Raw genomic sequence first — 21,328 nt, 5'->3', positions numbered from 1 at the left:
TGCCGTTAGGCCATATGGCAATAGCGAACATATGAATCGAGTCAGGTCCGGAAGGAAGCAGCTATAAGTATCGTTCGTTATGTGCTGTATGTACATAGAAGAAATTACAGGCTGGGGCTAGTGTTCCAGCCTGTTTTTATAAATCAGTATTTTGGGATAGATGGAGGAGCTCTCTAGTGAAAAATAAAGGGTTCAAAGAAGAAGAAAAGCACTTAGTAGAAGTTCAATCAAAATTTGAAGAAAAAATACAATCTGAAAAACTAAGATTAAAAGATGAAAATTTGGATCAGCAACGTCAAGATTTTATTGATTTTTCGATTCATCAATTAGAAAATCAAAAAGAATCTCCTTATTTTGGAAGAATTGATGTTCAATTTGAAGGTGAACCGGAAGTTGAAAAAATGTATATTGGTTCATCAACATTTTTTGATGAAGAGAAGCAAGTGCTAGTATATGATTGGCGAGCGCCGATTGCAAGTTTATTTTATGAAGGAACTTTGGGCGATTTAACGTATCAAACACCTTCAGGAATTCAACATGGACAAGCCTTTTTAAAGCGTGATATTGTTATTAAAAAAGGAAAAATTCAATCTGTTTATGATGTTGAAAATGAAGAATCATTATTAATGGAAACATTAAGTGCCCCAACGAATCGTGATGGACATTTAGAAGGGATTACAGCTACGATTCAAAAGGAACAAAATGAAATTATTCGTCATAAACAAAAAGATTGGCTCATTGTTAATGGTTGTGCAGGTAGTGGTAAAACAACAATTTTATTACAACGAATTGCGTATTTGATGTATCAATCTAAAGATCAAAGTCATAATGATATGTTGTTATTATCACGAAATCAATTATTTGCTAAATATATTTCACACGTTATTCCTAATTTAACCGGTAGTGAATTATATCAACAAACACTAGCACAACATACAGTAGAATTATTTAAGAAATTTTTCTTAAATAAAACAAGCATGTTAATACCAACTAAAACGAGAAGAGCGTATTTAACAGATAGCGAGTGGGCAGCTCTTATTGTTGAACAATTGCCAGCTTTATCGGTAGCGAATTTACATTTCCGTCCGATTTCAATTAAAGGATTCAGAATTTTTGGTGAAAAAGATTATCAAAAAATTATTGAACAAGTAAATCCTAAATTAACATTATATCAACAATTGGTACAAATTCAGGAAGTCTTAGAAAAGAACTTAAAACGTCGTTTGAATCGTTTCTATGTTTCTGAAGTTGCTAAACGTGTATACGAAGAAATGTCTCCTATGCAAATTGAAGTGTTGATGAAAAATGAAGAATTTAATAGTGAAACAGAGTATTATCAAATGCTAGGACAACGAGTATTTGAAAAACAATCATTAGAAGCAGAGCAACAAGTAGAAATGTTTGCATTTGTGAATTTTGCAAAACATTTACAAGACTGGATGCCGTTAGCTAAACAGCGTAGAGAAGAATTAGGAAAAGTAGATAATGCTCAATTACCTTTAAAAGATACAGGTGAAGGACGTCTTCAAGTAACAGCAGAAGGAGTAAGAGTGTTACTTTATGTAGCAACAATGATTGCTCCAATTCGTGATTATCAAGGATATACTCACTTATTTATTGATGAAGTTCAAGATGTATCATTATTATTCATGGCAGCATTATCCAATTATTATTTCCGTGCGAAATTTACAGTAGTTGGAGATACATTCCAATCATTCTCAACAGCTACAACGATTTTCTCTTTAGAAGAACGTCATCCAGAGTTAGTAGCAGCCTTTTTCAAAGAACGTGTATTAGAACATCGTTCATTAGAAATTAGTTACCGTTGTACAGCGCAAATTACTCGTTTTGCTAATGGTATTTTAGGTTGGGAATTAGATAAAAATGTCTTCCCACGTACAGGTGAAGAAGTAGGAGTATTTGTTGATGAAGAACCTTCAATTGAACGATTGAAGAAATTAGTCGAAGATACACCTGAATGTTATCATACAAATGCTATTTTCTGTCGCACAATGGATGAAGCGAAAGCTTTACAAAAAGAGTTAGTAGAGTATGATGCTGAATTATTAGAAGATACAAGTGAATCTTTAGGTAGTCGATTAGTAGTGACGACGATTGAAGTTGCAAAAGGACTAGAGTTTGACCAAGTATTTGTTTGGCAAGCTACGAAAGATCGCTATGCAACAATGAAAGAACGATTTATGTTCTATACAACTTGCACTCGTGCAAAACATCGCTTGAATATTTTTACGACTCCAGATGTGACAAGTTTTATTGCAAACTCTAAAGCACCAATGTCTATTTTTGGAACATTCCGGTAGTCAAATGTTATAAAAAAATGTAAAATAGTAAAGGATAGAAAACATAACCTACAATTGTAGTGTTGTGTTTTCTTAGTATAAAGTCAAAAGGAGAAGACCGATGGCTTATCAAGCGTTATACCGAAAATGGCGACCACAAAAATTTGAAGATATGGTGGGGCAAACTGCAGTTACGAAAACATTGAAAAATGCCATTATCCATCATAAAACGAGTCATGCGTATTTATTTACTGGTCCAAGAGGAACAGGAAAGACAAGTGCTGCGAAAATTTTTGCTAAAGCAATTAACTGTTTAAATCCTCAAGATGGAGAACCTTGTAATGAATGTTTATTATGTAAAGGCATTACAGAAGGAACGATTGGGGACGTTATTGAAATCGATGCGGCGAGTAATAATGGGGTAGAAGAAATTCGTGATATTCGAGATAAAGCCCGTTATGCTCCAACTCAAGCAACGTATAAAGTTTATATTATTGATGAAGTGCATATGTTATCGACGGGAGCGTTCAATGCTTTATTAAAAACATTGGAAGAACCGCCCAAAAATGTCATTTTTATACTAGCGACAACTGAACCGCATAAAATTCCAGCAACAATTATTTCACGAACACAACGATTTGATTTTAGAAGAATAACAAATGATGAAATAATTCAACGACTTCGTTATATTTTAGAACAAGAAGAGATTGCATATGAAGAAGAAGCGTTAAGTGTTATTGCTCGTTGTGCTAATGGTGGAATGCGTGATGCGTTAAGTTTATTAGATCAAGTTATTTCATTTAGTGATGACAAAGTGAGTTTTGAACAAGCCATTCAAGTTTCTGGAAGTTTAACAGATGATTTAATGATTGAATTTGTTCGCTTATTGACTCAGCAACAAGCACAAGCAGCGTTATTACAGTTGCAAGACTTATTATTGCTAGGAAAAGAAGCGTCTCGTTTAATTGAAGAATGGTTAGAATTTTCTAGAGACTTATTAGTGGCTAAACAAACTGGAGATATGATTGGTAGAAGTGAAGCTTTTGTGGAATTTGCAAAAGAAGTCGAAGAAGCCTTTTTATATCGCTTTATGGATGCTTTAAATCAAGTGCAACAAGAAATGCGATTTACAACAAAACCAACCATTAGTTTAGAAGTCTTTACGATTAAAATGGCTCAACCAGTAGTAGCGGTAGCCGGGCAAACAGCCCCAGCGAATCAGGAATATGTCTCACAATTGGAACAACAGTTACAAAGTTTACAGCAACAGATGTCTCAAATATTACAAGGACAAGGAGTAGTAACTCCTAAAAAAGCGACATCAACTCCACAAGCAAAAGCAAGTACGTATAAACCAAATATTGGTGAAGTTTATAAAGTGCTTGATGCTGCAACTCGTAAAGATTTAATTTTTATTAGAGAATTGTGGGGCGATTTATTACAAATGCTTTCGACCACTCAAAGAGCGCTATTGAAAGCAAGTGAACCTGTAGCAGCTAGTCCAAATGGATTTGTCTTAAAATTCGATTATGAAATTTTATGCCAAAGAGCGCAGGAAAGTGTAGAACTTCATGAAGATATTGCTCGTCATTGTAAAACGTTAGCGCAGTATCCAGGGAATTTTGTCAGTGTGACAGGAGAACAATGGGTACAAATTCGACAAGATTATTTACGAGACAAGAAAGAAAAACAAGAAGCAGAAGGTGTGACTCATGCAACAGAAATGGAAGAACACCCGACTGATGAAGAAGAAAAAAACGAAGTAGAACAATTAGTTCAAAACACGATTGATTTGTTTGGAGAAGAAATTGTTCATATTTCAGAAGAAACAGAAAATAATTAAGGAGGAATCAACATGCGTGGAATGGGAAATATGCAAGGCATGATGAAACAAATGCAAAAATTACAAAAACAAATGGCACAAGCTCAAGAGGAGTTAAACCAAACAGAATATGTAGGAAGCTCTCAAAGTGACTTAGTACAAGTGACAGTGAATGGAAAACGTCAAGTTCTTTCTGTATCAATTAAGCCAGAAGCGGTTGATGGCGAGGATGTTGAATTATTACAAGACTTAGTATTAATGGCAACAAATCGTGCTTTAGAACAAGCTGAAAAAGCAAATGAACAAACAATGGGACAATTTACTAGAGGATTAAATATCCCTGGATTTTAATGAGTTGAGGTGAGAGGATGCAATATCCAGAACCAATTGCTCGATTAATGGATAGTTATATGAAACTTCCTGGAATCGGGGCGAAAACAGCAGCTCGTCTAGCTTTTTTCAGCATGGAAATGCCGGAAGAAGAAGTGATGAATTTTGCTAATGCACTCATTAGTTGTAAACGGGATTTAACGATGTGTTCTGTTTGTGGGAATATTACGCAAGAAGATCCTTGTGAGATTTGCCAAGATGCTTCTAGGGATAGAACAAAAATACTAGTTGTTGAAGATAGTCGAGATGTAATGAGTTTAGAGAGAATGAAGGAATATAAAGGGTTGTATCATGTTCTTCATGGTGTTCTTTCCCCAATGGAAGGAACAGGACCTGATGATATTAATGTGGCTTCTCTTATTCAGCGTCTTCAAGATCCTACTGTAGAAGAAGTGATTATTGCTACTAATGCAACTGCAGAAGGAGAAGCAACTGCGATGTATTTATCTCGTTTAATTAAACCAGCAGGTATTAAAGTGACGCGTTTAGCTCATGGTCTTGCAGTGGGTAGTGATATTGAATATGCAGATGAAATGACTTTATTCAAAGCAATTGAAGGGCGAAGAGAGCTGTAAAATAAAATTACGAATAGACTTCCCTGTTATAGTAGCAGGAGGACGCAAGTAGCCTCGCAAAAGCGAGGCTCATTGTAGTTGTGCTACTATGGGAAGTTTTTTTGTATCTAAAAAATCCTTTTTTGCACTGAAACAATCAAATACAAAAAAGGTCTATGATGTTGAGAACTATTTAATACCTACTACCAAAGAATTTCACATTCCTTAGTAACAGTGTCTTGAAATGAATCAACAGGTGCTTCATTTGTAATAATATAGTCAATCACATTGTAATTAGATAATTTAAAATAGTGACTCGTATTAAACTTTGAAGAATCTGCTAATAATACAGTAAGATCTGCATTCGCAATCATTTGTTGTTTTAGTAAAGCTTGATTATAGTTTGCTTCATAAGCACCAAAACGATCAAGTCCTCTACAACTCATAAAGCAAATATCCGCATGGAAATTATTGATAAAATGGATAGCAAAATCTCCCAATGCCGAATTTGTTCCATAATCAATATGCCCTCCACAGAAAAACAAAGTAATATTATCATAATTATTTAATTGACGCGCTATTTCAATCCCATTTGTAATAACACGTAAATTTTGTAACTTTGCAAAATACGGAACGAGCATAGCAGCTGTTGAAGAACTATCAATAAAAATAGATTGATTGTCTGTTAAAAAAGTTGAAGCTGTTTCGGCGATATGTTTTTTCCCTGAAGTTTCTTCTTGTTTTCGACTATCATAAGTATATTCCACATTATTGGTTGTAACTAGTCTAACTTCACCATGAGTTCGTATAATCTTTCCATCTTTTTCTAACTGGATTAAATCCCTTCTTAAGGTTGAAGTTGAACAGTACATAAGAGATTCCAATTGTATCGTAGATATCATTTTTCTTTTCGATAAAATATCTAGGATTTTGGACATTCTTTCGTATGAAACCATAATAAACCCTCCTGATATAGTACACCTTGAATAATTATGAACAATTATGAACAAATTATAGCACAAATTTTGGCGAAATTTCAATAGCGCTTTCATATATTGTATACGCTTTCTAATGTTGGTATGATGAAATCAAGAAAAAGAGGATACTATTATGACATTTGATGAACAAGTAGTTTAAAACCGAATTTGTGATATGAATTGTTAGAAGGATGACTAAAAAGAGTTGTACAACAGTTTAAAATATCTCGATTCGATTTGATGATTATTCCATCATCGTAACGCCAACAGGTATCAATAAAATTAAGGAGGGTGAAATACTTAAAACAAATGTTTTAAATGGTAGGAAGTTATTAAAATTCAGTAATGTATTCTAAATTTTACAGGAATCGTACTGATAAAAGGTATAAACAAGGAGGAAGGAAAAAATGATACAACATCCACGTATCGGGATTCGTCCTACGATCGATGGCCGTCGTCAAGGGGTTCGCGAATCTTTAGAAGTACAAACAATGAATATGGCCAAAAGTGTGGCAGCTTTGCTAGAGTCAACATTGAAATATCCAGATGGACAACCTGTTGAATGTGTGATTTCACCATCAACAATTGGACGTGTTCCAGAAGCAGCTGCATCACATGAACTGTTCAAAAAATCAAATGTTTGTGCAACAATTACAGTAACTCCATGTTGGTGTTATGGTAGTGAAACAATGGATATGTCACCTGATATTCCACATGCTATTTGGGGATTCAATGGAACTGAAAGACCAGGAGCTGTATATTTAGCAGCAGTTCTTGCTTCTCATGCTCAAAAAGGAATTCCAGCATTTGGTATTTATGGTAAAGATGTTCAAGAAGCATCTACTACAGAAATTCCAGAAGATGTAAAAGAAAAACTTTTACGTTATGCGAGAGCAGCATTAGCAACTGGATTAATGAGAGACACAGCTTACTTATCAATGGGTAGTGTTTCAATGGGTATTGGTGGTTCAATCGTAGATCCTGATTTCTTCCAAGAATATTTAGGAATGCGTAATGAATCAGTGGATATGACAGAATTTACTCGTCGTATCGACCGTGGTATTTATGACCATGAAGAATTTGAACGTGCTCTAGCTTGGGTAAAAGAAAATGTTAAAGAAGGCTTTGACCGTAACCGTGAAGATTTAGTATTAAGTCGTGAAGAAAAAGATAAACAATGGGAATTTGTTATTAAAATGTTCATGATTGGACGTGACTTAATGGTTGGTAACCCTCGCTTAGCTGAACTAGGTTTTGAGGAAGAAGCTGTTGGTCACTATGCTTTAGTTGGTGGATTCCAAGGTCAACGTCAATGGACAGACCACTTCCCTAATGGGGACTTTATGGAAACATTCTTAAATACACAATTTGACTGGAATGGTATCCGTCGTCCTTACATTTTCGCTACAGAAAATGATGCATTAAATGGTGTGTCAATGTTATTCAACTACTTATTAACAAATACACCACAAATTTTCGCAGACGTTCGTACTTACTGGAGTCCAGATGCAGTTGAACGTGTAACAGGTCATAAATTAGAAGGTCATGCAGAAAATGGATTCTTACACTTAATTAACTCAGGTTCTTGTACTTTAGATGGTACAGGTCAAGCTACTCGTGATGGAGAAGCTGTTATGAAACCATTCTGGGAATTATCTCAAGATGAAGTAGATGCAATGCTTGAAAATACAGATTTCCCAGCAGCAAACAGAGAATACTTCCGTGGTGGTGGTTACTCAACTCGATTCTTAACAAAAGGAAATATGCCTGTAACAATGGTTCGCTTAAACTTATTAAAAGGTGTAGGACCAGTATTACAAATTGCTGAAGGTTACACATTAGAATTACCAGAAGAAGTTCACCATACATTAGACAATCGTACAGATCCAGGTTGGCCAACAACATGGTTTGCTCCTCGCTTAACAGGAAAAGGTGCATTCAAGTCTGTATACGATGTAATGAACAACTGGGGTGCTAACCACGGTGCAATCTCTTATGGACATATTGGAGCAGATTTAATTACATTAGCTTCTATGCTACGTATTCCAGTAAATATGCACAATGTGGATGAAGAAGATATTTTCAGACCGAAAAATTGGTCATTATTCGGAACAGAAGATTTAGAATCAGCTGATTACCGTGCTTGTCAATTATTAGGTCCAATTCATAAATAAAAGAGGTAACTAGAATGACAAAAACAATTATTTTAGCCTGTGTTGGCGGATTAACAACAAGTATGTTAGTAGAAAGAATTCATGAAGTGATTTATCGTGATAAATTAGATTATTCATTCTACTCTGTAGGAATTACAGGTGTTGATAATTTAAAAAATGTAGATGTTCTACTATTATCACCTCAATTAGCTTATCTTGAAGAAAAAGCAAAAGCAAACCTTGATATTCCAGTTGCAGTAATTTCAGATGAAGATTTTGAAAATATGCGTGGAGAAGAAGTTCTTAAACAAGGGATTGAATTATTAGGATAAACTTATGAGTGATACTAAAAAAGCAGATACACAACGGTTGATGCAACTCATAGTAAAAAGTAGTAAAGTAACATCTTTAGCGATGCAATCAATGAAGAGTGCTCTTGCAGGTGATTTATCATCTGCAAGAGAATTACTCGATGAAGCAAAAGCTAAAGGAGTAGAAGCTCATAATATTCAAACGGAAATGATTCAATTAGAAATTAAAGGAGAAGCAAGTTCTCCAACATTGCTTGCAGTGCATGCACAAGATCATTTTATGAATAGTCACTTACTCTTAGAAATGGTAGGCATCGTCGTTGAACAACAAACACAAATGAAAGCGCTACAGGAGCGCGTTATAAAACTGGAACAGGTAGGTGAAACGCATGAGTAATCCAGTTATTCTTGAAATGAAGGGAATCGTTAAAAGTTTTGGACCCGTAAAAGCTTTAAAAGGTGTAGATTTCGACTTAAGAGCTGGAGAAGTACATGCCCTAATGGGTGAAAACGGTGCAGGAAAATCCACATTAATGAAAGTACTAACAGGGATTCATAAACCAAATGAAGGTACGATTCACTATAATGGAAAACAAGTGGAATATTCAAAACCAAAAGAAGCAATGGATGATGGTATTGTTATTGTTCACCAAGAATTAAATATGATGAATGATTTAACAGTAGCACAAAATATTTTCATTGGTCGTGAAGAAATTAATCAAGGATTCTTTATCGATGATAATGCGGCTAATAAAAAGGCAAAAGAATTATTTAACTTGTTAAAACTGGATATTAATCCACAAGAAAAAGTGGGTCATTTAACAGTTGGGAAACAACAAATGGTTGAAATTGCAAAAGCGTTATCAATGGATGCGAAAGTAATCGTATTCGATGAACCAACTGCAGCTTTAACTGAATCAGAAATCAATGAATTATTCGTGATTATTGATGATTTACGTCAAAAAGGTGTAGGAATTACTTATATTTCTCACCGTATGGACGAAATTGCTCGTATTACTGACCGTGTAACTGTTATGCGTGACGGTGAATATGTTGGTACAGTAAATACAAAAGATACAACTAAAGATGAAATTATTGCGATGATGGTTGGACGTACAATTTATGAAGATCCAAAAGCAGCATCAGCAGTAGCAGAAGATGCACCAGTAGTCTTAGAAGTTGAACATTTAAATGCAGGAAGTTCTGTAAAAGATGTAAGCTTTGTATTAAGAAAAGGTGAAATCTTAGGATTCTCTGGTTTAATGGGTGCAGGTCGTACAGAAGTAGCACGTTTACTGTTTGGTGCAGACAAAAAAGATAGCGGTACCATTAAGATTAATGGCAAAGAAGTTGATATTAAAAATCCTCAAGATGCTATTCGTGAAGGGATTGGATACTTATCAGAAGACCGTAAACGTTATGGATGTATTGTTGATATGACAATTGCTAATAATACAGTAATGACAAACTTAGATAAGTATGTACATGGTGGTTTAATCAATGATGCAGAAATTGTTACAGCAAGTGATAAATTTGTTCAATCATTAAGAACAAAAACACCATCCTCAAAACAATTAGTTCGTAACTTGTCAGGTGGTAACCAACAAAAAGTTGTTATCGCAAAATGGCTAGAACAAGACAGTGATATCTTGATCTTTGATGAACCAACTCGAGGAATTGACGTTGGTGCTAAAAGTGAGATTTATACATTGATGAACGAGCTAGTTGCTCAAGGAAAATCAATCATTATGATTTCTTCAGAATTAACAGAAATACTACGTATGAGTGACCGTATTGTTGTTATGTGTGAAGGACGTAAAACAGGAGAACTTGACATTAGTCAAGCAACACAAGAACGTATCTTAGCTTTAGCTACAGATCGATAATTGAAGAGGGGTATAAATATGGAAGAGAGAAACTCCATCTGGACTAAACTAGTAAAAACAGTTGGGCTACAAAAATTAATCGCAATAATCGCATTGATTGTTATTTTCGGATTTTTTGCAGTATCAAGTGAATCATTCCGTTCATTTGATACAGCAGTCAGCATCTTAGATGCATCTTATTACATTGGGTTTTTAGCTATTGGGGTAACATTCGTTATTATCACTGGTGGGATTGACTTATCTATCGGTACAGTAATGATGTGTGCTGCTATTACTGGTGGTGTGCTCCATACAAAAATGGGTTGGCCTTTATGGTTAGCACTTTTAGCAATTTTAGTGATTGGAGGTGTATTTGGATTATTCAACGGAGTATTAATTGCAAAATTTGGTTTACCACCATTCATTGCAACACTTGGTACAATGATGATTTCACGTGGTTTAAGTTCTATCGTATCTAATGTACAAAGTATCACTTTCCCATTACGTGGAACAGGTGAAGGTTGGTATAAAGACTTATTCAGAACACAAGATAATCTTCCAACAGGTTTAATTGTTCTGATTCTAGTAGCACTTTTAGCAGCAGTTGTTTTAAATAAAACAAAAGTTGGTCGTTATATCTTTGCAATTGGTTCTAATAAAGAAGCTACAAGACTTTCTGGGGTAAATGTTATCAAATGGGAAGGTACAGCTTATGTGATTAGTGGATTATTAGCAGGTTTAGCTGGTATTGCATATGCAGCAACTTACTCAACAATTCTTCCTGGTACTGGTAACGGTATGGAACTTGATGCAATCGCAGGGGTAGTAGTTGGTGGTACTTCATTAGCTGGTGGTGTTGGTTCAGTAATTGGTACAATTATTGGGGTATTCATCATGTCAGTATTGAAGATTGGTTTACCATATATCGACTTGCAACCACACTATCAATTATTCATCACAGGCTTTGTAGTAATTGTAGCGGTTTACTCTGATATCTTAATCCGTCAAAACAAGAAAAAATAAGCGTTAAAAAGTATTGAGTGTTTCAAAATTTTAGTATAAATCCTATAAAGGATAAATAAAAGGAGAGAAATCTTATGAAAAAATCATTGAAATTTGCAATTGCCACTTTTGCTTGTGCATCTGCGATTTTAGCAGGCTGTTCATCAAAATCAAGTGATGGAGGTAGCGGAGGCTCTAAAGGTGGAGATTTTAAAGTTGAAGTAATTGCGAAAGGTTTCCAACATGACTTTTGGAAAGCAGTTAACAAAGGTGCTTCAAAAGCAGCAGATGAATTAGGTGCTAAAATTACATTCGTAGGACCTCAAAATGAAACAGCTATTGCTGAACAATTAGAACAATTAAACAACGCAATCAACAAAAATCCAAAAGCTATTGCATTAGCAGCTTTAGATACAGAAGCTGAATTAGATGCAATTAAACAAGCTCAAAGCAAAAATATTCCAATTATCGGGTTTGACTCAGGGGTACCTGGTGCACCAGAAGGAGCTATTAAGGCAACAGCTTCAACTGACAACCACGCTGCTGGGGGAAATGCTGCAGAAAACTTATTCAAATTATTAGAAAGTAAAGTTGGAGATAAAAAAGCTCGTATTGGGGTTGTTTCTCAAGAAGTAAACTCTCTATCAATCACTCAAAGAACAAGTGGTTTCATTGATAAAATGGTTGAACTATTGGAGAAAAAAGGTGTTAAAACAGCTGTAGTTGGACATGACAAATTCAAAAACAATGTTTCAGAAGCAGATGCTAAAGTTGTCATTGAAGTTCGTGTTCCTGCACAAGTAGATGATGCTGCTGGTAAAACAGAAGCTTCAACAGTATTAGAAAAAGAAGATACTATCGCAATTTATGGTTCAAATGAATTTGCTGCTAAAGCAATCATCAACGCAAACGGTGGTTTCAAAGAATCTAAATTAGGCAAAGATAAAATCTTAGCTGTTGGTTTTGACTCAGGTGCTTTACAACAAGACGCTATCCGTAAAGGTGTATTTGTAGGTTCAGTTACTCAAGACCCAGTTCAAATTGGTTACCAAGCTGTTAAATTAGCAATTGCTTCAGCTAAAGGTGAAACAGTTAAAGACGTAGATACTGGTTCTAAATGGTATGATGCTTCAAACATCGACAAAGAAGAAATCAAAGCATTATTATATGAATAAAATATAAAGAATTTGGAGGAAAAAGCATGAGCTTAATGAAAGTGTTAGCTATTGATTTAGGTGCAAGTTCAGGTCGTGTCATGCAAGCCGTTTATAATGGCAGCTCCCTCCAGTTATCAGAGGTTCATCGGTTCAAAAATGAACCGGTGAATCTTAACGATGGATTGTATTGGAATTTGTTACACTTATTTGGTGAAATCAAACAAGGAATTAAAAAAGCTTCAAATGATTCTATTCCGATTCGTTCCATTTCTGTTGATACATGGGGAGTGGACTATGCATACTTAGATCACAATGGAGATTTGCTCTATCAACCGCATTGTTACAGAGATAATCGAATGGGACGTTATGAGGAATCGTTCTATCAATTAATTTCTAAAAATGAATTATTTAAGAAAACAGGAGTTCAACCTGCAACGTATAATACGATTTTGCAAATTTATTCAGATTTACAAGAAAAGCCACAGCTAAAAGAAGTCGTACAAAGAGTTTTGTTTATCCCAGATTTAATTAATTACTTATTAGCGGGTGTTCTTGCAAACGAATATACAATCGCAAGTACGAGTGGTTTACTCGATATTTTCACACAAGATTTTTCAGAAGAAATTTTTGAAAAGCTAGGAATTCCAACCAAATGGTTCTCATCACCAGTTAAAAATGGATCTGTATTAAGAGATTTATCACCAAGAATTGTTCAAGAATTAAAAGTTGAACCGTTTAAAGTGATTGCAGGAGCTGGACATGATACAGCTGCAGCAGTTTTAGCAATTCCTTATGAAAATGAAAAAGGTACTGTATTTATTTCATGTGGTACTTGGTCATTAGTAGGAATTGAATCTGATAAACCTATTATTACTGATGAAGCATTTGAATCAGGATTAACAAATGAAGGATGTTTCGATGGTAAATACAGATTACTTCAAAATACAACTGGCATGTGGATTATCCAAGAATTACAACGTGACTGGAGAAGTCAAGGTGAAGAAGTAAGCTTTGCTGAAATGGTACAATTAGCTGAAAAAGTAACGGATAATCAAACATGGATTTACCCAAACGATCCAGTATTTGCTTCGCCAGGAGATATGGAAAGTAAAATAAAAGAGTTTTGTAAAGTAACTGGACAAGCTGTCCCTAAAACAAAAGGACATATTGTAAGAATTGTAATTGAAAGTTTAGCATTAACTTATCTAGAAACAATTGAACAATTAGAAGACTTAACAAAACAAAAAATGACAACCGTACAAATGGTAGGTGGAGGAATCCAAAACAAACTATTGTGTCAAATTACTGCAAACTTCACAAATCGTCTTGTTATTACAGGACCGGTAGAAGCTAGTGCGTTAGGAAATATCCTTTCTCAATTATTGACACTAGAAGTGATTCAATCACGTCAAGAAGCACAAAATCTAATTAAAGCTTCAGAAGTTGTGACTCGTTATGAGCCTCAACCTGTTGAAGGATTTACTAATATTCAACAAAAATTCAAACAAATTAAGAAAGGAATTTCATCATGTTAAAACAAATTCCTAAAATTTTGAGTCCTGATTTAGTGGCATATTTAATGGAAATGGGTCATGGTGATGAGCTGGTAATCGCGGATGCGAATTTTCCAGCTCACCGCATTGGACAACGTGTTGTTCGTATGGACGGACATGGCGTTCCAGTAGCATTAGAAGCAATTCTACAATTATTACCATTAGACACATATAGTTCATATCAAGCAGGACTTATGCAAGTAGTACCGGGAGATACAACAGTTCCAGTTATTTGGGACGAATATAAAAGATTATTAGAAGAAAGTCATCCAGGTGCAGCGATTAAAGAATTTGAACGTTTTGAATTTTATGATCAAGCTGAAAAAGCTTATCTAGTGATTCAAACGGGCGAAAGTGCCTTGTATGGCAATATCATTCTTAAAAAAGGTGTTTTATAGGCACTAAAAAAATACAAAAAATTAATGAAACAAATTTAAGGGGAGAAACATTATGTCAACATTTTATGTACCAGCAATTAACTTAATCGGAAGAGGAGTAGTAAACGAAATTGGTTCTTATGTAAAAGATTTAGGTTATAACAAAGCTTTATTAGTAACGGATAAATTTATCCAATCAAGTGAAATTCTTCCTAAAGTTACAAAACCTTTAGATGAAGCAGGAATTGATTATGTTGTATTCTCAGATGTAGAACCTAACCCAACTTGTAAAAACGTAACAGATGGTGTTAGCGCATTAAAAGAAAACAACTGTGACTTCATTATTAGTTTAGGTGGTGGATCTCCACAAGATGCTGCAAGCTGTATTTCAGTTATCGCAACAAATGGTGGAAAACCTCAAGATTATGAAGGATTACACAAATCAGCTAAAAAAGGTTTACCAGTAGTAGCTATCAACACTACAGCAGGTACTTCAGCAGAAATTACAATTAACTACGTTATTACTGACGAAGAACGTAAAGTTAAAATGGTAATGGTTGATAAAAATAGTTTAGCATTAATCTCAGTTAATGACCCAGAATTAATGGTTTCTAAACCAGCTCCATTAACAGCAGCAACAGGTATGGATGCTTTAACTCACGCTGTTGAAGCATTAGTAACACCAGGTGCTTATGGAGTAACTAAAAAATTATCAATTGGTGCAATTGAATTAATTAAAGAATACTTACCACGTGCTGTAAAAGATGGTCACGATATCGAAGCTCGTGAAGGAATGGTAAATGCTATCTTCTTAGGTGGTATGTCATTCAACAACGCAGGTTTAGGTTATGTTCACTCAATGGCTCACCAATTAGGTGCTGTTTACAAATTACCACACGGTGTATGTTGTGCAATGTTATTACCAGTTATTGAACGTGAAAATGCAAAACGTGTTCCTGCAGCATTCCGTGATGTAGCAAAAGCTTTAGGATTAGATCCGGCTGGTAAAACAGATGAAGAATGTGCAGCTTATGCTATTAAAGAAATTGAAACATTATCTGAAACTGTAGGTATTCCTAAGAAATTAACTGAATTAGGAATTGAAGAAAAAGACTTTGATTTCGAATATCTATCTAAGAATGCGTTAATCGATGCTTGTGCACCTGGTAACCCATTCATGCCAACATTAGAAGAAACAATTGCTTTCTATAAAGAATTATTCTAATGATGAATAAGTTTCAAATTGTAATGTCCCTTTTATAGGGGCATTTTTTAGTAGATAAAAAATCCCGTCAGTTTTTGAGTCTGACGGGATTATATGATGTGTATTTAGTTAATCATCAATTCGATAATGAAACTCATCTGCGAATCGTGGAAATTGTTGTCCGGCAAAAATACGATCTTTATCTGTTGGTGCAGGGTCTACGAAATTATCATTTTTGTACGCTGTCATTGGAACTCCGCCAGGAATAATATAAACAGCTGCACCACCAACAGGGGAGTTTTTAGGACCGTATCCACTAATTAATGTGCCTTTATTTTCTTTGAAAGTAGATAATTTCATCTCATAATTATCATCCACAAGTCCATTATTATCAAAAATTAAGGTGTGACTAGTACCGTCTACCCAGGTTCCTTTAAGACTTGAATAATCTCCATTTTGAATGGCTTGAATATCTAATTTTTTCTTAGCAACTTCTTTTTGTTTTTCTGGAGAAGTGATGTACCATTGTGTTGGTTTCCATTCTTTTTGTTTTAAATCTAATTTTGGAGGAAGATTTTTAATAACGTCCTCAGTGGTTCCCTTTTTAATCTCTTCAAAAGCATCTCCCTTATCATTAAACTTGTAATGAATATACTGATGATCTCTTGCAGTTCCCGCTCCGATATATGAGAATGTTCCGTCTTCTAATGGGAAAATATTCATTCGCTCCCCAATCATATCTAGTTTATTTTCTCTATTTGTTACTCGAATTAGTTTTCCATCTGAAATAGTGTAGATATCTATAATACCATGGTCATCTTTTCTAGGACTCATAGTGATTACTAATTCCTCTACACCATTTTTATCAAAGTCATATAAAGTATAACTGATACCAGGAGAGTCAAAGTCTTTTTTCAATAAGTAGGAGATAGAGTTCACATTATCATTATGCTTTATTTTAGAATGGTCATTTGAATGTTTAGTTACATTCTCAACAACTTCCTTATAATCCTTAAGAACCGAATTATACAATGTATAATCTGTCACTGGTTTTGGTGCAACGGTTGTTTGAGTAGTTGTTTCTGCTTCTTTTGTAGCAGAGCTAGAACTTGAGTTTTGACAAGCGGTTAGTAAGCTAATAGAGATTCCCAGCCCTAATAGCAAATGAGTTTTTTTCATATGTATTTACTCCTTTTTATTGATAGTTAAAGTATAGCAAAAAAGGATTCAGAATATCAAAAGATACCCTGTGAATTTACGAACAAAGTAATATCGTTTGAATTTCCAGTACTAAAAAACTTCAGTAGAAATTTTCTACTGAAGTCTTCCGGAACTTCGTTATTCATCAATTTTATAATAGAAGTCTGCTGGGTTATCTGCAATAGATTGTCCTGCCCATAAGCGATCACGGTCAATTTGAGAAGGGTCAGAGGTAGAGTAAGAAAGTGGTATTCTAGCTGGAATAATTGCAAGTGCAGCACCTGTTCCATTTTTAAATTGGATTCCTCCTTTTAAAATACCTTTGTCTTCTTTAAAGCGTGAAAGGTCTATAGTCTCAGTATTACTGACAAGTCCATTTTTATTGAATTTAAGTGTATACCCTAAACGATTCACCCAAGTTCCTGTTAAAGTAGTATAATCACCTTTTTGAATTGCTTGAATATCTAGTTTTGCTTTAGCCATTTCTTTTTGCTTTTCTGGAGAAGTGATATACCATTGCACTGGATACCAGTCTTTATCAAGGATGTTCAACTTTGGAGCTAGTCCTTCGATAACATCTGGAGTTGTTCCTTCTTTTACTTTTTCTAATGTACTTCCTGTTTCATTCCATTTGTAATGTGCATATAGATGATCTTTTGCAGAAGCAGCTCCAATATAAGTGAAAGTTCCATCTTCTAATGGAAAAATATTCATTCTTTCACCGATAAAACTTAATTGATTTTCTGCATTGGTTACTTGAACAACTTTGCCATTAACGATTGTGCGAATATCCAAAATTGCATGTTTATTGTCTCTTGATGTAGTCGCAACTAATAATTCCTCAACTCCGTTTTTATCGAAGTCATATAAAATATAAGAAGCCCCTTGTAAATCGGGATTTGTTTTTGCGATTAAAATAAAATTATTGATATTTTCTTTGTTAAAGGTACCACCCTTTTTTTTCAAAGCTTCCTTGTAGTCTTGAAGAACAGAATTGTATAACGTATAGTCAGTAACAGGTTTTGGTGCCACCGTTTTTTGTTCAATAGTTGTAATCGATGTTTCAGTATTAGAAGTGGTAGTTGTTTCTTGTTTTTGACAAGCTGTTAATAAACTAATAGAGATTCCCAGCCCTAGTAGTAAATGAGATTTTTTCATAAATAGAACTCCTTTTTTATTAGTTTAGATGTAGTATAACAAAGGAGTTGGTAATTTATCAAAAGATATCTAAAACACTAACAGAATAAGGTTTACGAATAGAAAATAGGTGTGTACAATAAAGAAGTGTGAATGGAAGGAGAGGAATAAACATGCAAGAGTTTAAAGATGCAACAGCGATGGCACAAGCAGTTAGAAATGGGGAAGTTTCTTCTGTTGAATTAGTTCAAGATGCCTTGTTTAAAGTAAAACAATTGAATCCAACTTTAAATGCAGTCGTGCATTTGCAAGAAGAACGAGCATTAAAAGAAGCTCAATCACGTAATTTTAGAGATAAACCATTTGCAGGGGTTCCTTTGTTATTAAAAGATTTAGGGCAATGTCAAAAGGGCGAACCTTCTACTGCAGGTTCACGTTTATTCAAAAATCTCCTTCAACAACATCAAGATACATTAGTGACTAAATTAGAAGAAGCAGGATTTGTTATTATCGGTCGAACCAATACACCTGAATTTGGATTTAAAAATATGACAGAACCTAGTTTATGGGGAGTCACTTCAAATCCTTATGATATCAGTCGTAATGCAGGTGGATCGAGTGGGGGTGCTGCAAGTGCAGTGGCTAGTGGAATGGTTCCTATTGCGATGGCAAGTGATGGTGGAGGATCGATTCGAATCCCAGCTAGTTTTACAGGATTAGTTGGGTTAAAACCAAGTCGTGGTAGAATTCCAGTTGGTCCAAATGGCTATCGTGGCTGGCAAGGAGCATCAGTAAATTTTGCCTTAACTAAAACGGTTCGTGATACAAGAAGATTATTAGAAGTCTTACAAGTGGAACAAATGGAAAGTCCGTTTATACTACCGAAATTATCGAAACATCAACTATACGCATCTATTGAACGACCATTAAAAATTGCGGTTATAGAAGATTCACCCATTGGAAATAAAGTAGAGAATTCCGCAAAGAATGCTTTGAAACGAGCAGTAAAATTTTTACAAGAAAAAGAATATTCTATTGAAAAAATTCAATGGCCAGTAGATGGCATCGAAGTCATGAAAAATTACTATGTGATGAATAGTGTGGAAACTGCTGCGATGATGGATGGAATTGAAAAAATGATAAAACGTCCACTTACAAAAGAAGATATGGAACTAATGACATGGGGAATTTATCAATCTGGACAACATATATTAGCAAAAGATTATAGTGCTGCATTGAACCAGTGGGATTATTGGACCAAAAAAATGCAAGAGTGTCATGAAGAATATGATATGATTCTAACGCCATGTGTGAATGATGTCGCTCCAAAACATAATCAGTATCCAATGAAAGAATCTATTCGAGTAGCACTAGAATCTATCGAACAATTTTCAGTAAAGGAGCAACAAGAAATTATTTGGAAAATGTTTGAGAAAACATTGGAGTTAACACCTTTTACTCAATTAGCTAACATTACTGGACAACCAGCGATTAACCTTCCAATTTATTGCACACAAGAAGGATTACCAGTTGGAGTACAAGTGATGGCGGCAAAAGGACGAGAAGATTTATTATTACAAATTGCAGAGATTTTTGAACAAGAACATCAATGGAATCAAAAAGATTAAGGAGGAGTTAGGATGAAAATTGCAATTATCGGAGCAGGGATTGTGGGAGCAACGGCTGCTTATCAATTATCAAAAAATAAAGAAGTAGAATTAGTTGTCTATGATGATGGAGTTGGGCAAGCTACGAAAGCTGCTGCAGGAATTATTTGCCCCTGGTTATCACAAAGACGAAATAAAGATTGGTATCGATTGACCGCAAGAGGAGCATCTTATTATCCAGAATTGATGGAACAGTTACAAAAAGATGGTGTATCGCAATTACCGTATGAACAGGTAGGAGCGCTAGTATTTAAAAAGACTCCTGAATTACTAGAAAAGTTAGAAAAAATTGCTGCTGAAAGAAGAAAAGAAGAGGATAGAATTGGGACTTTAACAAAAATTGAAGCAGAAAATATCTCTTCTTATGTTCCAGGATGGGATGGAACACATGGAGCAATTCATTGTTCAGGTGGAGGAAGAGTTGATGGGAAACTATTAGTCGAACAGCAATTGTTTTTAGCTAAACAAAATGGGGCTAGAGTTCAACAAGAAAAAGTGAGTTTAGTACGAGATGAAGAAGGAAAGGTAGTCGTAAAGACAAATAGCGGTTTAGAACAGTTTGACAAAATTATAGTAGCAAGTGGAGCTTGGGTAAAAGAATTAATCGAACCACTAGGGTATTATGTAGATGTTCGTCCACAAAAGGGACAATTAATTGAATTAGAATTAGAGACTACGGAAGAAACTGGGAAATGGCCCGTTTGTATGTTACACGGGGAGATTGATATCTTACCATTTGCAGATGGGAAAATTATTGTAGGTGCAACCCATGAAAATGACCAAGGGTTTGATTTAAGAGATAGCCAAGAGTTACAACAGAAAATGTATGAGGAAGCATGTGACGTATTTCCACCATTAAAACAAGCTAAATGGGTAGGGAGTCGAATTGGAACAAGAGCATACACTTCTGACTTCTTACCATTTTTCGGTAGTATTCCAGAAGAAAACTCGATATTTGTTGCTAGTGGTCTAGGATCTTCAGGCTTAACTTCAGGAGTATGGATTGGTACATTATTAGCACAGTTGTCAGTTGGTGATACACCTTTATTTGACGTTGATTCTTATCATCCTAAAAATTATATCCAAAAACTAATATAACAGAAATCATATTTGTTGCATTGAAATAAAAAATCTTGTATGATGTCTATGGTAAATATTATAAATTTAGGAGGAATTATAATGTTAAAAGAATTTAAAGAGTTCTTAATGCGTGGAAATGTTGTTGATTTAGCAGTTGCGGTAATCATCGGGGCAGCTTTCAAAGCTATCGTTGATTCATTAGTAAAAGACATTTTCGAACCAATTATTGCAATGGTATTTAAAGCAGATTCAATCGCTGGCGTATCAGTTAAAATCGGTTCAGCTACATTAGGTGTAGGTGCTTTTGCTGCTGCAATCATTAACTTTGTAATCGTAGGTTTTGTTCTTTTCATGGTAGTTAAAGGTATGAACGCTGTTCAAGGTTTAGCTAAATCTGGAAAAGAAGAAGTTGCAGAAGTTGCTGCAGAACCAAAAGCTGAAGATTACTTACGTGAAATCCGTGATTTATTAGCAAACAAATAATAAAATGAAATTTAATGAAGGATGATTAACCTCATCCTTTTTTTGTTGAAATTTAAAGTAATCTATGTTATTATTCCAGTGTGATAAGTTTTTTCA

At 34.8% G+C, this 21,328-nt stretch carries 19 protein-coding genes and 1 other RNA gene; 17 read left to right on the top strand and 3 right to left on the bottom strand.

Translation table 11 applies throughout. The features are described 5' to 3' along the window. Nucleotides 1–3: 3 nt before the first annotated feature. The 5 genes from ffs (at nt 4) to recR (ending at nt 5,087) form a co-directional block, all read left to right on the top strand. Nucleotides 4–103: signal recognition particle sRNA small type (ffs, locus tag RWO76_RS06275), an RNA gene on the top strand. A gap of 73 nt (nt 104–176) precedes the next feature. Continuing rightward, a complete protein-coding gene (locus tag RWO76_RS06270; RefSeq protein ID WP_314354809.1) occupies nt 177–2,321 on the top strand; it encodes a UvrD-helicase domain-containing protein in 2,145 nt (714 codons plus the stop codon). A gap of 100 nt (nt 2,322–2,421) precedes the next feature. Beyond that, nucleotides 2,422–4,143 carry a DNA polymerase III subunit gamma/tau gene (gene dnaX, locus RWO76_RS06265; protein WP_314354808.1) on the top strand — a complete coding sequence of 574 codons (1,722 nt, stop codon included), beginning with the start codon at nt 2,422–2,424 and terminating at the stop codon, nt 4,141–4,143. 12 nt (nt 4,144–4,155) lie between these two features. Beyond that, the gene (locus RWO76_RS06260) at nt 4,156–4,473 is read left to right on the top strand and encodes a YbaB/EbfC family nucleoid-associated protein (RefSeq protein ID WP_314354807.1); all 318 of its coding nucleotides are present in this window, start codon (nt 4,156–4,158) and stop codon (nt 4,471–4,473) included. Between the two features lie 17 nt (nt 4,474–4,490). Further along, nucleotides 4,491–5,087 (top strand): recombination mediator RecR, encoded by a 597-nt coding sequence (gene recR, locus RWO76_RS06255; protein ID WP_006703355.1) that lies wholly within the window; start codon nt 4,491–4,493, stop codon nt 5,085–5,087. Nucleotides 5,088–5,269: 182 nt separating this feature from the next. Here the strand turns inward: recR and RWO76_RS06250 are convergent, their stop codons facing one another. Beyond that, a complete protein-coding gene (locus RWO76_RS06250; protein WP_314354806.1) occupies nt 5,270–6,022 on the bottom strand; it encodes a DeoR/GlpR family DNA-binding transcription regulator in 753 nt (250 codons plus the stop codon). 428 nt (nt 6,023–6,450) lie between these two features. Between RWO76_RS06250 and RWO76_RS06245 the strand changes: the two genes are divergently transcribed. From RWO76_RS06245 to RWO76_RS06205, 9 genes are all read left to right on the top strand, one after another. Then, on the top strand, nt 6,451–8,217 hold the full coding sequence (locus RWO76_RS06245) for an L-fucose isomerase (RefSeq protein WP_314354805.1): 1,767 nt from the start codon (nt 6,451–6,453) through the stop codon (nt 8,215–8,217). Nucleotides 8,218–8,231: 14 nt separating this feature from the next. After that, entirely contained in the window at nt 8,232–8,528 is a 297-nt protein-coding gene (locus RWO76_RS06240; protein WP_314354804.1) for a PTS sugar transporter subunit IIB, read from the top strand. 4 nt (nt 8,529–8,532) lie between these two features. Then, the gene (locus RWO76_RS06235; protein WP_314354803.1) at nt 8,533–8,904 is read left to right on the top strand and encodes a PTS lactose/cellobiose transporter subunit IIA; all 372 of its coding nucleotides are present in this window, start codon (nt 8,533–8,535) and stop codon (nt 8,902–8,904) included. Further along, complete coding sequence (locus RWO76_RS06230; protein WP_314354802.1) at nt 8,897–10,393, top strand: sugar ABC transporter ATP-binding protein; 1,497 nt, start codon at nt 8,897–8,899, stop codon at nt 10,391–10,393. Before RWO76_RS06235 ends, RWO76_RS06230 begins: the two co-directional genes overlap by 8 nt. Before the next feature lie 18 nt (nt 10,394–10,411). Next, nucleotides 10,412–11,395, top strand: a complete 984-nt coding sequence (locus RWO76_RS06225) for an ABC transporter permease (protein WP_314354801.1) — start codon at nt 10,412–10,414, stop codon at nt 11,393–11,395. A gap of 74 nt (nt 11,396–11,469) precedes the next feature. Beyond that, nucleotides 11,470–12,549 (top strand): ABC transporter substrate-binding protein, encoded by a 1,080-nt coding sequence (locus RWO76_RS06220; protein ID WP_314354800.1) that lies wholly within the window; start codon nt 11,470–11,472, stop codon nt 12,547–12,549. 26 nt (nt 12,550–12,575) lie between these two features. Continuing rightward, nucleotides 12,576–14,066, top strand: a complete 1,491-nt coding sequence (locus RWO76_RS06215) for a rhamnulokinase family protein (RefSeq protein ID WP_314354799.1) — start codon at nt 12,576–12,578, stop codon at nt 14,064–14,066. After that, on the top strand, nt 14,060–14,482 hold the full coding sequence (locus tag RWO76_RS06210; protein WP_314354798.1) for an RbsD/FucU domain-containing protein: 423 nt from the start codon (nt 14,060–14,062) through the stop codon (nt 14,480–14,482). The genes RWO76_RS06215 and RWO76_RS06210 overlap by 7 nt, the downstream gene beginning before the upstream one ends. A gap of 52 nt (nt 14,483–14,534) precedes the next feature. Next, nucleotides 14,535–15,686, top strand: coding sequence for an iron-containing alcohol dehydrogenase (locus tag RWO76_RS06205; protein WP_314354797.1), 1,152 nt, complete (start codon nt 14,535–14,537; stop codon nt 15,684–15,686). A gap of 108 nt (nt 15,687–15,794) precedes the next feature. Here RWO76_RS06205 and RWO76_RS06200 read toward each other — a convergent pair whose 3' ends face one another. Together RWO76_RS06200 and RWO76_RS06195 are read right to left on the bottom strand one after the other, a co-directional pair. Continuing rightward, the gene (locus RWO76_RS06200) at nt 15,795–16,844 is read right to left on the bottom strand and encodes a DUF6287 domain-containing protein (protein ID WP_314354796.1); all 1,050 of its coding nucleotides are present in this window, start codon (nt 16,842–16,844) and stop codon (nt 15,795–15,797) included. Nucleotides 16,845–17,003: 159 nt separating this feature from the next. Further along, nucleotides 17,004–18,023, bottom strand: a complete 1,020-nt coding sequence (locus RWO76_RS06195; protein ID WP_314354795.1) for a DUF6287 domain-containing protein — start codon at nt 18,021–18,023, stop codon at nt 17,004–17,006. Nucleotides 18,024–18,175: 152 nt separating this feature from the next. On the opposite strand from RWO76_RS06195, the gene RWO76_RS06190 reads away from it, so the two are divergent. The 3 genes from RWO76_RS06190 to mscL all read left to right on the top strand — a co-directional run bounded on the left by RWO76_RS06190 (nt 18,176) and on the right by mscL (nt 21,232). Next, nucleotides 18,176–19,630: an amidase gene (locus RWO76_RS06190; protein ID WP_314354794.1), complete on the top strand. Its 1,455-nt coding sequence runs from the start codon at nt 18,176–18,178 to the stop codon at nt 19,628–19,630. Between the two features lie 12 nt (nt 19,631–19,642). Then, on the top strand, nt 19,643–20,767 hold the full coding sequence (locus RWO76_RS06185; RefSeq protein ID WP_314354793.1) for an FAD-binding oxidoreductase: 1,125 nt from the start codon (nt 19,643–19,645) through the stop codon (nt 20,765–20,767). Nucleotides 20,768–20,848: 81 nt separating this feature from the next. Continuing rightward, entirely contained in the window at nt 20,849–21,232 is a 384-nt protein-coding gene (gene mscL / locus RWO76_RS06180; protein WP_314354792.1) for a large conductance mechanosensitive channel protein MscL, read from the top strand. Nucleotides 21,233–21,328 lie beyond the last annotated feature (96 nt).

The organism is uncultured Granulicatella sp. (assembly GCF_963521425.1).
Classification (GTDB): Bacteria; Bacillota; Bacilli; order Lactobacillales; family Aerococcaceae; genus Granulicatella.
Note: the sequence above shows the minus strand (reverse complement) of the source record. Positions and strands in the feature narration are given on the sequence as shown.

Coding starts and splice junctions, on each gene's coding strand:
- RWO76_RS06210 (WP_314354798.1), top strand. CDS start 14,060: ATGTTAAAACAAATTCCTAAAATTTTGAGTCCTGATTTAGTGGCATAT.
- RWO76_RS06195 (WP_314354795.1), bottom strand. CDS start 18,023: ATGAAAAAATCTCATTTACTACTAGGGCTGGGAATCTCTATTAGTTTA.
- RWO76_RS06185 (WP_314354793.1), top strand. CDS start 19,643: ATGAAAATTGCAATTATCGGAGCAGGGATTGTGGGAGCAACGGCTGCT.
- RWO76_RS06245 (WP_314354805.1), top strand. CDS start 6,451: ATGATACAACATCCACGTATCGGGATTCGTCCTACGATCGATGGCCGT.
- dnaX (WP_314354808.1), top strand. CDS start 2,422: ATGGCTTATCAAGCGTTATACCGAAAATGGCGACCACAAAAATTTGAA.
- RWO76_RS06190 (WP_314354794.1), top strand. CDS start 18,176: ATGCAAGAGTTTAAAGATGCAACAGCGATGGCACAAGCAGTTAGAAAT.
- RWO76_RS06230 (WP_314354802.1), top strand. CDS start 8,897: ATGAGTAATCCAGTTATTCTTGAAATGAAGGGAATCGTTAAAAGTTTT.
- RWO76_RS06240 (WP_314354804.1), top strand. CDS start 8,232: ATGACAAAAACAATTATTTTAGCCTGTGTTGGCGGATTAACAACAAGT.
- mscL (WP_314354792.1), top strand. CDS start 20,849: ATGTTAAAAGAATTTAAAGAGTTCTTAATGCGTGGAAATGTTGTTGAT.
- RWO76_RS06260 (WP_314354807.1), top strand. CDS start 4,156: ATGCGTGGAATGGGAAATATGCAAGGCATGATGAAACAAATGCAAAAA.
- recR (WP_006703355.1), top strand. CDS start 4,491: ATGCAATATCCAGAACCAATTGCTCGATTAATGGATAGTTATATGAAA.
- RWO76_RS06225 (WP_314354801.1), top strand. CDS start 10,412: ATGGAAGAGAGAAACTCCATCTGGACTAAACTAGTAAAAACAGTTGGG.
- RWO76_RS06215 (WP_314354799.1), top strand. CDS start 12,576: ATGAGCTTAATGAAAGTGTTAGCTATTGATTTAGGTGCAAGTTCAGGT.
- RWO76_RS06205 (WP_314354797.1), top strand. CDS start 14,535: ATGTCAACATTTTATGTACCAGCAATTAACTTAATCGGAAGAGGAGTA.
- RWO76_RS06235 (WP_314354803.1), top strand. CDS start 8,533: ATGAGTGATACTAAAAAAGCAGATACACAACGGTTGATGCAACTCATA.
- RWO76_RS06220 (WP_314354800.1), top strand. CDS start 11,470: ATGAAAAAATCATTGAAATTTGCAATTGCCACTTTTGCTTGTGCATCT.
- RWO76_RS06200 (WP_314354796.1), bottom strand. CDS start 16,844: ATGAAAAAAACTCATTTGCTATTAGGGCTGGGAATCTCTATTAGCTTA.
- RWO76_RS06250 (WP_314354806.1), bottom strand. CDS start 6,022: ATGGTTTCATACGAAAGAATGTCCAAAATCCTAGATATTTTATCGAAA.